13 protein-coding genes are annotated in these 15,599 nt (G+C 52.5%); 6 read left to right on the top strand and 7 right to left on the bottom strand.

Features of this window, described 5'->3' with window-relative positions; translation table 11 throughout:
- Positions 1 to 37: 37 nt before the first annotated feature.
- Positions 38 to 1,579, top strand: coding sequence for a transcriptional regulator TyrR (gene tyrR / locus HV340_RS11820; protein ID WP_063924900.1), 1,542 nt, complete (start codon positions 38 to 40; stop codon positions 1,577 to 1,579).
- 35 nt (positions 1,580 to 1,614) lie between these two features.
- On the opposite strand, the gene HV340_RS11815 is transcribed toward tyrR, so the two are convergent.
- Both HV340_RS11815 and tpx read right to left on the bottom strand, forming a co-directional pair.
- Entirely contained in the window at positions 1,615 to 2,823 is a 1,209-nt protein-coding gene (locus HV340_RS11815; protein ID WP_014170324.1) for an aldose 1-epimerase family protein, read from the bottom strand.
- A 332-nt stretch (positions 2,824 to 3,155) separates the two neighbouring features.
- Positions 3,156 to 3,662 (bottom strand): thiol peroxidase, encoded by a 507-nt coding sequence (gene tpx, locus HV340_RS11810; protein ID WP_020882472.1) that lies wholly within the window; start codon positions 3,660 to 3,662, stop codon positions 3,156 to 3,158.
- A 107-nt stretch (positions 3,663 to 3,769) separates the two neighbouring features.
- On the opposite strand from tpx, the gene ycjG reads away from it, so the two are divergent.
- Positions 3,770 to 4,735: an L-Ala-D/L-Glu epimerase gene (gene ycjG, locus HV340_RS11805; RefSeq protein ID WP_032678269.1), complete on the top strand. Its 966-nt coding sequence runs from the start codon at positions 3,770 to 3,772 to the stop codon at positions 4,733 to 4,735.
- Here the strand turns inward: ycjG and mpaA are convergent.
- Positions 4,726 to 5,439 (bottom strand): murein tripeptide amidase MpaA, encoded by a 714-nt coding sequence (gene mpaA / locus HV340_RS11800; protein ID WP_063924901.1) that lies wholly within the window; start codon positions 5,437 to 5,439, stop codon positions 4,726 to 4,728. The two genes, ycjG and mpaA, sit on opposite strands and share 10 nt — an antisense overlap.
- A gap of 185 nt (positions 5,440 to 5,624) precedes the next feature.
- Here mpaA and HV340_RS11795 point away from each other — a divergent pair, with 185 nt between their 5' ends.
- Positions 5,625 to 7,241: a peptide ABC transporter substrate-binding protein gene (locus HV340_RS11795; RefSeq protein ID WP_063924902.1), complete on the top strand. Its 1,617-nt coding sequence runs from the start codon at positions 5,625 to 5,627 to the stop codon at positions 7,239 to 7,241.
- A gap of 115 nt (positions 7,242 to 7,356) precedes the next feature.
- Positions 7,357 to 8,115, top strand: a complete 759-nt coding sequence (locus tag HV340_RS11790; RefSeq protein ID WP_181215999.1) for a hypothetical protein — start codon at positions 7,357 to 7,359, stop codon at positions 8,113 to 8,115.
- A 68-nt stretch (positions 8,116 to 8,183) separates the two neighbouring features.
- Here HV340_RS11790 and HV340_RS11785 read toward each other — a convergent pair whose 3' ends face one another.
- The 4 genes from HV340_RS11785 to HV340_RS11770 all read right to left on the bottom strand — a co-directional run bounded on the left by HV340_RS11785 (position 8,184) and on the right by HV340_RS11770 (position 12,633).
- Entirely contained in the window at positions 8,184 to 8,747 is a 564-nt protein-coding gene (locus tag HV340_RS11785) for a DJ-1/PfpI family protein (RefSeq protein WP_025204027.1), read from the bottom strand.
- Positions 8,748 to 8,964: 217 nt separating this feature from the next.
- A complete protein-coding gene (locus tag HV340_RS11780) occupies positions 8,965 to 9,105 on the bottom strand; it encodes an Ecr family regulatory small membrane protein (protein WP_020882478.1) in 141 nt (46 codons plus the stop codon).
- A 73-nt stretch (positions 9,106 to 9,178) separates the two neighbouring features.
- Positions 9,179 to 10,411, bottom strand: a complete 1,233-nt coding sequence (locus HV340_RS11775; protein WP_040017617.1) for a sensor domain-containing diguanylate cyclase — start codon at positions 10,409 to 10,411, stop codon at positions 9,179 to 9,181.
- Between the two features lie 92 nt (positions 10,412 to 10,503).
- The gene (locus tag HV340_RS11770; RefSeq protein WP_040017616.1) at positions 10,504 to 12,633 is read right to left on the bottom strand and encodes a GGDEF domain-containing phosphodiesterase; all 2,130 of its coding nucleotides are present in this window, start codon (positions 12,631 to 12,633) and stop codon (positions 10,504 to 10,506) included.
- 457 nt (positions 12,634 to 13,090) lie between these two features.
- Here HV340_RS11770 and HV340_RS11765 point away from each other — a divergent pair, with 457 nt between their 5' ends.
- The gene (locus HV340_RS11765; protein ID WP_063924904.1) at positions 13,091 to 14,242 is read left to right on the top strand and encodes a methyl-accepting chemotaxis protein; all 1,152 of its coding nucleotides are present in this window, start codon (positions 13,091 to 13,093) and stop codon (positions 14,240 to 14,242) included.
- Positions 14,243 to 14,442: 200 nt separating this feature from the next.
- The gene (gene zntB, locus HV340_RS11760; protein ID WP_014170313.1) at positions 14,443 to 15,426 is read left to right on the top strand and encodes a zinc transporter ZntB; all 984 of its coding nucleotides are present in this window, start codon (positions 14,443 to 14,445) and stop codon (positions 15,424 to 15,426) included.
- Positions 15,427 to 15,599 lie beyond the last annotated feature (173 nt).

The following is a 15,599-nucleotide window of genomic DNA, read 5'->3' as shown; positions in this document are numbered from 1 at the left end:
CATTTTAATGTTATTGGCTTAAAACGGTGAATTTCCCATGCGTCTTGAAGTCTTCTGTGAAGACCGTCTCGGTCTGACCCGCGAATTACTCGATCTTCTTGTTTTACGTAGCATTGATTTACGTGGCATTGAGATCGATCCTGTCGGGCGAATTTACCTCAATTTTGCCGAAATTGAATTTAATACGTTCAGTAGCCTGATGGCAGAAATACGCCGTATCGCTGGCGTTACGGATGTACGCACCATCCCCTGGATGCCGTCGGAGCGTGAGCATCTGGCATTGAGCGCATTGCTTGAAGCCATGCCAGAGCCTTTCCTCTCCCTGGATTTAAAAAGTAAGGTTGAGCGTGTTAACCATGCCAGCTGCCAGCTGTTCGCGCAGAGTCAGGAAAAACTCAGCAACCACAACGCAGCACAGTTGATTCCCGGCTTTAACTTCCAGCGCTGGCTGGACAGCAATCCGCAGAATACCCACAGCGAGCATGTGGTTATCCACGGGCAGAATTTCTTAATGGAGATAACGCCGGTCTATCTGAAAGGCGAGGCCGACACGCGCGTTCTGACCGGTGCCGTGATCATGCTGCGTTCCACCGTGCGCATGGGCCGTCAGCTGCAAAATATCTCCAGTCAGGATGTGGGGGCATTCAGCCAGATTATTGCCGTCAGCCCGAAAATGCGGCATGTGGTGGATCAGGCGCGCAAACTCGCGAGTCTGACCCCGCCACTGCTGATTACCGGCGATACCGGTACCGGAAAGGACCTGCTGGCGCACGCTGTGCATCTGGCCAGCCCGCGAGCGGCAAAACCGTATCTGGCCCTTAACTGCGCCTCGATTCCGGAAGATGCCGTCGAAAGCGAATTATTTGGTCACGCGCCGGAAGGTAAAAAAGGGTTCTTCGAGCAGGCTAATGGCGGTTCCGTGCTGCTGGACGAGATTGGTGAAATGTCGCCACGCATGCAGGCCAAGCTGCTGCGCTTCCTCAATGATGGCACGTTCCGCCGCGTAGGCGAGGATCACGAAGTTCATGTGGATGTGCGTGTGATTTGTGCGACGCAGAAAAACCTGGTCGAACTGGTGCAAAAAGGGGTATTCCGCGAGGATCTCTACTACCGCCTGAATGTCCTGACCCTGAATATCCCACCGCTGCGCGATTGCCCGCAGGATATCATGCCGCTGACCGAACTCTTTGTGGCGCGCTTTGCCGACGAGCAGGGGGTACCGCGTCCGAAGCTTTCAGCCGATCTCGGCACGGTGCTCATGCGCTACGGCTGGCCGGGCAACATTCGCCAGCTCAAGAACGCCGTTTACCGCGCACTGACGCAGCTGGAAGGTTATGAACTGCGTCCGCAGGATATTCTGTTACCGGATTACGATGCCGGGACGGTGTCAGTAGGTGAAGAGGCGATGGAAGGTTCGCTGGATGACATTACCAGCCGTTTTGAGCGCTCCGTGCTGACGCAACTATACCGTAGCTATCCAAGCACCCGTAAGCTGGCAAAACGCCTTGGCGTTTCACACACGGCGATTGCCAATAAGTTGCGAGAGTATGGTTTGAATCAGAAGAAGGGTGACGAATAACGGTAAAAAGCCTCTGTAAAGAGGCTTTTTTTTACTCATTCTTTTGCGATAGGGGTGCTATTAATGTCGACCTTTGTCTCTCCCTGAATCGATGCAATTCGATTCTCCACGTCTTTCACCTGTTGCGGGTTATGGAGCAGGGTATAGGTCAGATCAAACTGTGTGCTGGCTCCCGGTTGCAATTGCTTAACGCGTTTTTGTTCGCGCTCAATGGTGACCGGGTAGGCGTAGCTGGTACCCGGCTCAATACCGGTGACATAACCTTGCTTGAGGGTGTCGGTGTTTTTCCATAAGGTCAGCACCGGCAACTGGCGGGTATCAAACTGAATGGACGCCCCTTTATCACCGGCTTTATTCACCACGGCCGCGAGGGTTTCGTGGTTGTTATCCGCAAGCGGTTTGAGGTTAAACACCATCTCATCAAAGCCTTTCGTTGGCCCGGCATAGGTCTGCCAGTCGTTGACACCGGCTTTTGCGTAGTCATTGAATGGACTGACGCTTGCGACCGGGGCAAGGAAGCGTGCACCTTCTTCGAGGATCGGGGTACCAAAGTTACTGTGGTAGATGATTTGATAATCATGCGGGTAATCGGCATGGTTTGTCAGGACATCATGCAAACTGAACTGGTTGGTTCCTGGGACGTAACGCAGTTCGGTCATGGTCTGCAAATCTGCTTTTTTGAACGTGCTCTCTTTGATCAAACCGCGAATTCGAATTTCATGGGGGGCAGCGTCAGCCACCTCAACTTCAACCTGCGAGACAGGCGTATTGCCCGCCTTGCCGTGAAGCGTGTAGATTTGGCCGTCAGCCGTGACCGGATGCCCAGTCCACTCATAGCCACAGCGCACCATCATCTCGTTGAAACCTTCCAGCCAGCCAAGCCCGTTGCGACTTTCCAGATTAATATATGCCGGGTTCACGACCTCTTTTACCGGGGAATCCCAGCCCATTCTGGTGCCGAAGCCTTCCACATGGAGCAGGTTCATGCCGCGAGAAGGGCTTAAGGTAATGGTCAGGCCACTTTTACTGCTGATAACAAGGATTTTGCTGCCTTCCTGTTTGCCACCGTGCAACACTTTTTGTTCAATGCTGAACGCCTGATCTTTTACCTTCAGCTCATCGCTCGTTATTTTCCAGTTTCCTTTCTCCACGCCGCTTTCAGCGCTTGTCAGCACCCAGGTTTTCGCCGCAGCATGACCCGAAATCAAAGCTGCAAGGAGCGTAATAGCCAGTTTAATTTTCATATCCCTTCCTTTTTGCTGAAACGATTATTTGCTTTCGTCAGCAAATCTAATGTTTTGACCTGAAGGGAAATGTGATGTGCTTCACTGGGGAAGAAAATATGAATATTTAAGGTCTAATATGAGAATAAGATCGCAATTAAGTTAACTTCAATACAATTAATTGCACAGTAAATGTGAACGGTGAAGGGGGTAGCTTTAACGATTCAGCTTAAAGGGAATAAAAAACCCCGCCAGTGCGAGGTTTGTCATGTGTCGTCTTCCAGAGCCTGCAAAGAGAAATAAACCCTGTTATTTCATTAGATTGCTAAGCTATATAGAATGCTAAGCATTCATTATGCTTTCAACACGTCCAGCGCGGCAGTGTAATCCGGCTCGGTGGTGATTTCGTTAACCAGTTCGCTGAAGACGACGTTGTCATTTTCATCGATAACCAGTACAGCGCGCGCTGCCAGGCCTTTCAGTGGGCCTTCCGCGATGCTCACGCCGTAGTTTTCCAGGAAATCCGGGCTGCGCAGGGTAGAGAGGGTAATGACGTTGCTCAGGCCTTCAGCACCGCAGAAACGGGACTGGGCGAACGGCAGGTCGGCAGAAATACACAGCACAACGGTGTTATCCATTTCCGTCGCCAGCTGGTTGAATTTGCGCACGGATGCAGCACAGACGCCGGTGTCGATGCTTGGGAAAATGTTCAGGACTTTGCGTTTGCCAGCAAACTGAGACAGTGTGACGTCAGACAGATCTTTAGCCACCAGAGTAAAAGCCTGTGCTTTGCTGCCAGCCTGTGGAATGGAACCTGCAACAGTAACCGGGTTGCCCTGGAAATGAACGAGTTGTGACATAGATATCTTCCTGTTTACATATAGTTAACGTCGGGGCTAGTGTATGCCATCAGCGGATAACACGGCAAACCAATTTTTTCGCCTTTCCGGGCCGCAAGGAGTCAGTGATGAGAAGCGTTAAGGTCTATGAAGAAGCCTGGCCATTGCATACCCCGTTTGTGATCTCCCGCGGCAGTCGAAGCGAAGCCAGTGTGGTTGTGGTGGAGATAGAAGAGGACGGCATTAAGGGCGTCGGCGAATGCACGCCGTACCCGCGCTATGGCGAAAGTCTGGCGTCGGTAATGGCACTTATCATGACGCTCGTTCCCGATCTGGAAAAAGGGCTCACCCGCGAGGCGTTACAGCAGCGTATACCCGCCGGCGCGGCGCGTAATGCGATTGACTGCGCACTGTGGAGCCTGGAGGCTGCCAAACAGCAAACCTCGCTGACGACGCTGCTAGGCGTCACGTTGCCGACATCGGTTGTCACGGCGCAAACGGTGGTGATTGGCGAGCCTGAACACATGGCCGCCAGCGCAAAAGCACTCTTTGATGCGGGGGCGACGCTGTTAAAGGTGAAGCTTGACGATCGTCTGATCAGCGAGCGTATGGTCGCTATCCGCTCGGCAGTCCCGACAGCCACGTTAATTGTGGATGCGAATGAGTCATGGCATCCCGAAGGCCTTGCCGCACGATGTCAGCTGCTGGCCGACCTGGGCGTAGCCATGCTGGAACAGCCTCTGCCGGCACAGGATGATGCGGCGCTGAAGAATTTTATCCACCCGCTGCCCATCTGCGCGGATGAAAGCTGCCATACGCGCGATAGCCTGGTTGAACTGCAGGGCCGTTACGAGATGGTCAATATCAAACTCGACAAGACCGGTGGGCTGACAGAGGCGCTGGCGCTGGCAGAACAGGCGCAAGCTCAGGGGTTTTCAATCATGCTGGGATGTATGCTGTGTACATCCCGGGCGATCAACGCGGCGCTGCCGCTGGTAAATCATGTCAGTTTTGCCGATCTTGATGGCCCGACATGGCTGGCGGTTGACGTTTCACCGGCACTCACGTTTACCAGCGGCGTCCTTCATTTTTGAGGTTGCCAGCGCAGAAGCTCCACCATGGCTTTTAAATATTTTTCGCTGGCTTCATCTGACGATATCGGCGGGAATTCCGCGGTGATGCAAGGTAATCCCAGGTCGGCACACCAGCTGCCGAATGAGCCAGGGGTTTCATAGCCCACGCTGGAGACAAGCGGCAGGGCGAAAGCATTCGCCAGCCATTCGCCCAGCTCGGTGTGCCGCGGATCTTCGATGCAGGCCAGCGGATCGTGAAAGGTGACAACCCAGGCCGGGTGGATCTTATGGATTAACTGGCACAGCGCCTGTGTTTCCGGCTCCGAGCCCGGCGTGTCGCCGGTCAGTAAGACAACGTCACGCTCTTCGGCGGAGCTGTTCCAGCGATAAACCGTTTCACCGGCGCGCCAGTTTGCTGCAGGGAAATTACGGTTTAAATCGATGCCCCGCGCATTGGCGCGTAACCCAAGCTGACACCCATCCGGGTTGACGGCCAGAATCACGTGATGACGTCGTAAGCTGGGCGTCAACGTGCGCAGCGCGCACGAGAGCGTGACGACAGACGAGTTCTCGTCGCCGTGCGTGCCGGCAATGATCAAACCGCTGTTGCGATCGGCATCAGGGGCCGAAAACCAAATCAGCGATGCGCCTAAAAATGAACGGCCATACTGCTCTGCACCTGGCGGGAAGGCGCCGCGTTCCGCTCTGGGTCGGGTGATTGCCATAGGAAATCCTGATAAAGAAGTCTCTACTGGCAGTGTTGTGCAAAACTCGCGGTTAATCAAATAGTTTCCGTATGGCGGGAAAATTGCCGGATATCAACTTTCCGGAGGAAGGTATTTGCAATTCTCATTGTCGAAACAAATAATTACGCATCTGCTTATTACCTGAATTCATAAAAGGGGATCTTATGAAGCATCCTGTTTCGCGTCTCTGTGCTGCACTGTTGCTGTGCGGACTCTCTTCACTTTCGTACGCCGCTGATGTGCCACAGGGCACGGTACTGGCGCAAAAACAGGAGCTGGTCAGACACATTAAAGATGAGCCGGCTTCCCTTGATCCGGCAAAAGCCGTGGGATTACCCGAGATACAGGTCATTCGCGACCTTTTTGAAGGACTGGTTAATCAGAATGAGAAAGGTGAACTGACCCCAGGCGTGGCGACGCGCTGGCAGAGTAACGATAACCGTATCTGGACCTTCTCCTTACGTGATAACGCGAAATGGTCTGACGGTTCTCCAGTTACCGCTGAGGATTTTGTCTATAGCTGGCAGCGTCTGGTTGATCCGAAAACCACGTCTCCGTTTGCCTGGTTTGCGGCGCTGGCGGGTATCCATAACGCACAGGCGATAATTGATGGTAAAGCCGCGCCAGATACGCTGGGCGTGACGGCCGTAGATGCAAAAACCTTACGTGTGCAGCTGGATAAACCGCTGCCGTGGTTTAGTAATCTGACGGCAAACTTTGCCTTCTATCCGGTGCAAAAGGCCAATGTGGAGAGCGGCAAAGAGTGGACGCGTCCGGGGGCTCTGGTCGGAAATGGCGCCTACGTTCTGAAAGATCGCGTGGTGAATGAAAAACTGGTTGTGGTGCCAAATACACACTACTGGGATAACGCCAAAACCGTCCTGCAAAAAGTGACGTTCATACCGATTAACCAGGAATCCTCGGCCACTAAACGCTATCTGGCGGATGATATTGATATCACCGAATCGTTCCCGAAAAACATGTATCAGAAGCTGCTCAAGGACATTCCGGGACAGGTGTATACACCGCCTCAGCTGGGCACCTATTACTATGCGTTTAATACGCAAAAAGGACCCACGGCCGATGCCCGTGTACGTCTCGCCCTGAGCATGACCATCGATCGCCGCATCATGGCGGACAAAGTGTTAGGAACCGGTGAGAAGCCCGCCTGGCATTTCACGCCAGACGTGACGGCAGGGTTTACGCCAGAAACCTCGCCGTTTGAGCAGATGTCACAGCAGGAACTTAATGCCCAGGCGAAAACGCTGCTTCAGGCCGCGGGCTATGGCCCTCAGCGCCCGCTGAAGCTGAACCTGTTGTACAACACGTCAGAAAACCATCAGAAAATCGCGATTGCGGTGGCCTCGATGTGGAAAAAAAACCTCGGCGTTGACGTCAAACTGCAAAACCAGGAGTGGAAAACCTACATTGACAGCCGTAATACCGGTAATTTCGATGTGATCCGCGCGTCATGGGTCGGGGATTACAATGAGCCATCGACCTTCCTGTCGTTATTGACCTCAACCCACAGCGGCAATATCTCGCGTTTCAACGATCCGGCGTACGATAAAATTATCCATCAGGCAACGCTCGAAAATACGGCGAAAGCGCGTAACGCAGACTACAACATGGCGGAGAAAATCCTCACGGAAAAAGCGCCAATCGCACCTATTTACCAGTACACCAACGGCCGCCTGATCAAACCATGGGTGAAAGGTTACCCCATTAATAACCCGGAAGACGTGGCTTATAGCCGGACGATGTATATTGAGAAACACTGACGAGCCGGTAACCGCCGGGCTTCGTTGTGAACGTTAAATTAAGAGCTGGCGCATTTGCGCCAGTTTTTCTTTATTGAACGAGGGATGTTTGTTCCGTGAGTCAAAGGGGAGGTAAATGATGACGGATGAAAAGAAAGAGAAAGCGTCTTTCCCGGCAGGGTTAGGGATTATGGATAAAATCTGGGAATGGCAATGGATTATCCGCTTCATCTATATTGTCCTTTTCGCCGATCTGGCGCTGCTGGTATACAGCGGGCAAGGAATGTTGACCTGGCCTGTTCAGACACTTAACTGGACCGAACATCTGGGTTTTTTCTGCGTGGCGCTCGCTGCCTTAGGTTTGATTGCCACCACCCTGATGCCTTTTATAGCCAATATCGTCAGGCTATTACTCAATGAGCTCATCTACAGCAGTATCTTCCCGGATTTCTTGCGCGCGCAGAGTGATTATCAGAAGAGGTCGGGTGAAGTTCCTTCAGGCGAAGTACTTGATTTAGCGTTGAAGGAAAACAACCAGTTCCTGCTGAATTATTATGAAAAACATAATGCAAACTGGCGCACGAAATTTCATGAACGATTTAAAGTCGGGGATTTACTCTTTGGGATCCTCTTTTTCATGATGCTTGATGACCATCCGCAGTGGTTTAGCGACGCGCAGCATTCGCTGGTCATCGATCTGTTCAGCCACGGCGATGAAAGCGGAACCGTTCTGTTTTATACCGTACTTATTATCATCTTTAGTACGCTGATGAGTCTCTGGTTCGGTAAATGGGACTGGGGGAACATCTACTATCCGCCACTGTATCGTGAAAAAGAGGAAGCCCGCAGAAAAGCGCGTGAGCGGGAAGCGCAGTGGGAGCAGCAGGATCGCTAAATCGCCGGGCGACACATTATTCCCAGCAGATTGCTCCCGCCAGGCGCTGCTGCGGGAGCAGGGCAACGTTATTCTAACAATGCACTGAATTTCGCCAGCCATTGCGGATGCGCAGGCCAGGCGGGGGCAGTGACCAGATTACCGTCTACGTGCGCCTGATCGATACCAATATTGGCATAGTGCCCACCGCCGAGGCGGACTTCAGGCGCACAGGCGGGATAGGCGCTACAGGTTCGTCCTTTTAATATGCCGGCAGCAGCGAGCAGTTGCGGTCCGTGGCAAACCGCAGCAATCGGTTTGCGCGCGGCGTCGAAGGCCTGCACCAGTTTCAGCACGTCATCATTTAGCCGGAGATATTCAGGGGCTCGTCCGCCCGGGATTAGCAGCGCGTCATAATCCTGCTCTTTTACGGCGGAAAAATCGGCATTGAGGATAAAACGGTGGCCCGGCTTTTCACTGTAGGTCTGGGCGCCGTCGAAATCATGGATCGCCGTCATGATGTAGTCGCCACGGGATTTGTCCGGGCAGACGGCATCCACCTGATGGCCAATCATCTGTAAAGCCTGAAAGGGCACCATTGTTTCATAATCTTCGGCGTAATCGCCGACCAACATCAGGATTTTCTTGCTCATCATTTCTCACCTTTAGGTTTAACGATGTTTAAGATATAGCCTGGCACAGCTGAATTGCCGGAAATAAAAAAAGCCCGTCAGAGAACGGGCGAAATAAGCAAATGATTTAATGATTCGTTATCAACTTGTTGGAGGATAACGTTGCGTATTTTACGCACCTCTTACCGGTGCTGATACCTGACAAATTCGGTAGGTGAAACAAGGAATTAAACATGCGTCATAGCGCATCGAAGGTGGGGTAGATACTGTTCTCAAGGTATTCCACCAGAAACCAGATCTCACCGCTGAAAATAAACCAGAAGCCGAATATAATAACGAATAAAATAATTATGGTGAGTATTATTTCTGTTTTTCCCATTGCACATCTACCCACCTGTGGTCCATTTATTCGAGATGGGCATTGTAACGAGGCTTACGAAGATACACCAGTTTCATGCCGCCAGGACTTTATTGCGCCCATCACTTTTGGCGCGATAAAGCGCATCGTCCACACGTTTAAACAGCTCATCCATACTCTCGCCCGGATTATGTCGCGCCACGCCAATGCTGACGGTGAAGCGAGGTAAACCCGGGATCGTGATACGGGCGACCGCATCGCGCACAGTTTCGGCGATTTGCAGGGCGGTGTCGAGCGGGGTGCGCGGCAGCAGGATGACGAACTCCTCACCGCCCCAGCGGAAGACCAGGTCCTCTTTGCGGCTACAGGCTTCCAGCGTGCGCGAGAGTGAGATCAGCACCTCATCACCTTTCAGGTGGCCGAAGAGGTCGTTGATATTTTTGAAGTGATCGGTATCCACCAGCAGCAGGCTAAATTGCTGCTGCGCGGGAAGATGATAGGTGTTGGCCTGGTCGGTGATGATATAGAACTGACGCCGGTTGAGCAGGCCCGTCATGGAATCACGCAGTGCCGCGTGTTCCAGCTCCTGCTCCAGCCTTTTTTGCTCGGTGATATCGTGGATAATGCACAACATCAATTTGTCACCGTAAATTTCAATCGGCCCGGCATAGGTCTGAACATGGCGGGTGGAGCCATCGGCCAGACGGTGGATAAAGTTGAGGGGCTTATGGCCGCCCGGCAACGCGGCAATCTCCGTCATCACGGGGATCACATCCCGCCCCAGAGTATTGATTTCCCAGGTATGTTTTCTGCACATTTCATCATGCGCATAACCGTAAAAAGTCAGCGCCGCCAGATTGGCATCCACAATCTGGCCATCCCGGGACGGATCGATAAGCAGCATTGGCGCGCTGTTGGTCAGGAAAAAGCGCGCGTAAAATCCCTGTTTTTTGCGCTGGTAGGTCGCGGAGCGGCTGGCCTTAAGCCCGGAGAGAACCTGCTGCGTCAGCCCTTCAAAAACAATAACATTCCCCTGGGGCACGAAATGGGCAAGCGAGAGACGGCAGCTCAGCGCGGTTTCATGTCCATCGCGGGAGATGGTCCAGATTTCGACGATCTCCTGCTCACTCTTCAGTTCAGGCACATACATCGACAGCACGTGATGCGCATTGGCGGAATAGGTACCTTTGCGTAGGTCATCCAGGGTTTTATCGCCCATGATCTGAGCGGCGGCCACATTTGCAAAAATGATCTGTTCTGAAGCAGGTGAAATGAGCCACACGGGGGTTTTAATTAAATTCAGCGCATCAAAACAATTTTGCGACATAGCGTATTCCTGTACATCGGCACAATGTGCCTGAGGATCATGACAGAATTAACGGGAGTGGACTCCTTTGAAACATACTCTACTTAACCCGGTCAGGCATGATTTTTTTGTGAAATATATGCGGGTTCCGCGTGAATTTTACCAATGGGTATAATTTGTTTGTCTGAGTTTTTTTGCAGCAGCAGCCAGGGAACCTGTTCGGCAGGTAATGGACGGGAGAAAAGAAACCCCTGCAGGTAATCACAGCCGAGGTCCGTCAGCACCACCTGTTGTTCTTGCGTCTCGATCCCTTCCGCAACCACATTCATTTCCATGGTCCTGGCGATATTAATAATGGTTTCCACCAGCTTGCGGCTTTTTTCATTTACCAGCATCGAGTGCACAAAGCTCTTGTCGATTTTTAGCTCTTTAGCGGGCAGAACGCTCAACATCAACAGGTTGGAATAGCCGGTGCCAAAATCATCAATCGAGACGGTAATCCCGGCTTGATTGAACGCATTGAGTAATTCAATACTGCGGTCGAGATTTTTCAGTGCGGTACTTTCTGTCACCTCAAGGATAAGCCGGGAGGGCGACAGATTATATTTATGCAACATCGACGAAATGATGTGGAAGATATCCGGCTGTTCGAACTGGACGGGGGAGAGGTTAAAGGACAATGTCCACTGGCTGAAACCTTGTTCTGTCCAGAAATGAAGCTGACGGCATGCCGCTTCAATCGCCCAGTTCCCCACCGGGATGATCAGCCCCGTTTGTTCCAGCGACGGTAAAAACAGATTAGGCAGCAACACCCCTTGCTCAGGGTGCCGCCAGCGCAGAAGGGCTTCAAAACCGTGAATAGTGGTGTCTTTTGCATGCCAGGTCGGCTGATACCACAGTTCAAACTGATCGCGTTCCAGCGCCTGAGTTAACTCCTGCAGGAAGCCGGGGTTGGCCGGAATGGCCGTTGACATCTCGTTCCGGTAGACGGCCCAGCCGTTTCGTCCATCCTCTTTGACGCGATTCAGGGCCGCATCGGCTTTTAGCTTCAGCTCATGCAGCGTCTCGCCATCCTGCGGGTAGAGGCTGACCCCCGCGCTGATTGTTGTGCTCAGCGTGTGCCCACAAAGTGAAAACGGGCGGCGCATATCCTCCAGCAATGTCGTGAGCAGCGCGTTGAGTTTATCGTCGTCACACTCGGGAACCAGCAGGATAAAGGCGTCGCCGCCAAGCCTGGCGAGGGTCATCTCGCGGGTAAGGCGGGCGGTAATGCGCTGCGCGAGAGAGATTAACAACTCATCCCCGGTGTTGTGGCCCCAGGTATCGTTGATGCGTTTGAAATGATCGACGTTGAGGAAAATCACGGCGAATGGCTTCTTGCTGAGCAATGCGCTGCGCAGGCAATCCTGCATCCGAATGTCCATCTGGTGGCGATTAGCGAGACCGGTGAGCGCATCAAACCGCGCCTGCAGTTCAAGCTGACGATTAAGCTGGCGTAGGTTATCGGTCAGTCGGTTCGTCCGCCGGTGCGAGTCGATGAGCGAAATCATTAACATACCGCCGAGCAGGCACAGTGTGGTGACAGAAACCCAGACCGATAACCCCAACTCGCTGATACCGCCGGGCAGGGTATGCGTCATTTCCTGAAAATGGGCGGCACGCATGCCGGTGTAGTGCATCGCGCAGATGGCGACACCCAGCACGCAGGCCGCGAGAATACGATTGATAAACACCCCTTTGCGCATATCCCGCAGGCGAAATGCCAGCCACAGCGCAGCGCCGGAGGCCATAACGGCAATCAACACGGACACGGCAACAATGCGTCGATCCCAGAGAATATGGCTGTCCAGCATCAGTGCGGCCATACCGATAAAGTGCATACAGACCACGCCAGCACTCAGGAGCACCGTGGCAACGATCAATCGAAAAGGGGAAAGGGTTTTACCCGTTACGGCAATATTGATGGCGACCGTGGATGCAACCACCGCCACGCCCAGTGAGGCGAGGGTTAACCAGAGGTTATAGCTCATTATCATCGGCATTTGCATCGACAGCATGCCGATGAAGTGCATTGACCAGATCCCGATCCCAAGCGTGACGCCTCCGGCGATACGCCAGAACATCGCCGTTTTACGGCTGGAAAGCGGGATTTTTCCGGCGCTGTCCAGGGCCACAAATGAGGCGATAAAGGCCACCAGATACGAGAGGGCTATTAACACAGGGTCCCACGATATATTGAGCATTATGCAATCCCACGCCAAAGAGGGTTACCGATTTCGCCTGCCGGGCACGTCTTTAACTGGCAACGTACATGCGCATTCAAATAATATGAGTTAGGTATCGTGCAAAACGACCGGTCATATTAAAACGTTAAGGCTGGCGGTGAATATAAAATATATTCTTTCCGGCACCTATTAAGCATTGCTAAACAAAGGCGAATAATTGCAGCAAAGCTCCTTAAATATGAGCGCGGCCATATTGTCTCATCGCAGGCGATGGTATCGCTTAAAGTGGCAGGAAACCAGTATCACAGGATGCTGCATATAACATTTTCACTAATACCCTGTTTTTATCTGACTTAAGTTAAATCTCAGGTGGCTAACGGCGAAAGGTGAAACCAGCGTTGTTCATCAGGACAAACAACAACACGAATGCTATAAATCTTAATGCCGACCTAAATATAAAATCGTGGATATAATCATGCTAAGAAATATTAGTGTCAGAACCTTCATTGCCGGGTTCCTTTTATGTCTTTTCCTGGTTGATGCAGGTGTCGTTGTTCTATTTTCCAGCAAATCCTCTCTCTTTATTTCACTCAATATCATTAATTTCGTTGCGCTATTTTTGCTCTGGGGCTACATGACAAAGTATCTTGTGACGCCGATCAATACGGTGAAAAAAAGTATTGAAGAAGTGACTGCAGGCAATCTTGGCGTGACTATCCCTGAATTTGGCAATAACTGTGCAGGGCGTTTAATCCCCGGGATTAACAGCCTCTCCAGCAACATCGCGACCCTGGTACGCGAGATCAGGGCCTCGTCGCAAACCGCCATGACCTTGTCCGATGAACTCTCCGCGCGTAGCGCGCAGCTTTCGGTGAAAACAGAGCAGCAGTCTGCATCGCTGGTGCAAACGGCTGCCAGCATGGAGCAGATGGCAGCAAGTACCCGAAATAATGCCGATAACACCCGACTGGCCAGCGAGCAGGCAAACAGGGCGACATTGCAGGCGCGTAAAGGTGGCGAGTTGATGGGGCAGGTGGCCACCAATATGCAATCCATTACCGAATGTGCACAGCAAATGACGGAGATTATCTCAATGATCGACGGCATTGCCTTCCAGACGAATATCCTGGCGCTAAACGCGGCCGTTGAGGCGGCCAGAGCCGGTGACCACGGAAAAGGGTTTTCGGTGGTGGCAGAAGAGGTGCGAAACCTGGCCCACCGCAGCGCGGATGCCGCCAAAAACATCAAAACGCTGATTGAAGTGACCAGCAATAACGTTACTCAGGGCGTGACCGTTGTGTCCGAAGCTGAAAAGAATATGCAAGAAATTGTGACCGGCTCCGGCAATGTCAGCCAGTTGATGGATGACATTTTCACCTCGACGTCAGAGCAGGAGAAAGGCATTTCCCAGATTACGCTGGCCTTGTCTGAGCTGGAACGGGTCACGCAAAGTAACGTTACGATGGCAGAAGAACTCAACGGATCCTCTGATGTACTGCGTAATCAGGTGAGTGAACTGCAGGCGCGGACGCGTAACTTCCGGCTCGAAAAGGGATATCAGGCTGAATCCACGCCTTCTCATGCTGGCCCGCTGTCATTCCACTCGCGTCCCGGTCACTCCCTCTGATGCACGAAAAGAGCCCGGTTAACCGGGCTCTTTTATCCCGGCTTCTCGCCGCTGAATGACCCTCCCGTGCGGTCTGAAAAGGCGCCTGGCGGAATACGGTTATTTCCTGAGCGAATTCAGCGCGATGCGAAACATAGTTGTTGCTTAACCCCTGATGAAAGCTAGACTGACAACGAAAGAGCTGAAAAGGGGGAGGCACGGTGGAGAGTATAAAAGGATCAGAACTAAACGTTCCTGATGCAGTTTTTGCCTGGGTGCTGGATGGTCGTGGCGGTGCCCGACCGCTGGAAGACAACGATGTCATTGATAATGAGCATCCCTGCTGGCTACACCTTAACTATACCCATCCGGACAGTGCCGACTGGCTGGCCACGACGCCGCTCCTGCCGAACAACGTGCGTGATGCGCTGGCGGGTGAAAGCCTGCGGCCACGTGTGAGCAGAATGGGGGACGGCACGCTCATCACTTTGCGTTGCATTAACGGCAGCACCGATGAACGTCCTGACCAGCTGGTCGCGATGCGTGTTTATATGGACGATGGTCTGATTGTCTCCACCCGTCAGCGTAAAGTTCTGGCGCTGGATGATATCGTGAACGATCTGAAAGAGGGCACCGGGCCGACCGATTGCGGAAGCTGGCTGGTGGACGTCTGCGACGCGCTGACTGACCATGCGAGTGAGTTTATCGAAGAGCTGCACGATAAAATCATCGACCTCGAAGATAACCTGCTCGATCAGCAGATCCCGCCGCGCGGTTTTCTGGCGCTCCTGCGTAAGCAGTTAATTGTCATGCGCCGCTATATGACGCCGCAGCGGGACGTATACGCGCGTCTGTCCAGCGAAAGGCTCAACTGGATGAATGACGATCAGCGACGCCGAATGCAGGATATTGCCGACAGGCTGGGGCGCGGACTTGATGAAATCGATTCCTGTATTGCCCGCACGGGCGTCATGGCGGATGAAATCGCGCAGGTGATGCAGGAGTCGCTGGCAAGAAGAACCTATACGATGTCGCTGATGGCAATGGTCTTTCTGCCGAGCACATTCCTGACGGGATTGTTTGGCGTAAACCTGGGCGGAATTCCCGGCGGCGCGGCCCATTATGGCTTTACCGCATTTTGCGTCATGTTAGTTGTTTTGATCGGTGGTGTTGCATGGTGGTTGCATCGTAGTAAATGGCTGTAAATTTACGCTTTTTTCAGCTTTTACGGAGATCAAAACGCTCTTTTATTTGAGCGAAGTCAATAAACAATGACCCCGTAAGGTGCAATATTACTCCCGCAGGTGAATGCAACGTCAAGCGATGGGCGTTGCGCTCCATATTGTCTTACTTCCTTTTTTGAATTACTGCATAGCAC

This window comes from Enterobacter sp. RHBSTW-00975, assembly GCF_013615235.1.
Lineage (GTDB): Bacteria > Pseudomonadota > Gammaproteobacteria > Enterobacterales > Enterobacteriaceae > Enterobacter > Enterobacter ludwigii.
The sequence above is the reverse complement of the archived record's forward strand: the minus strand, read 5'-3'. Positions and strand labels throughout refer to the sequence as shown.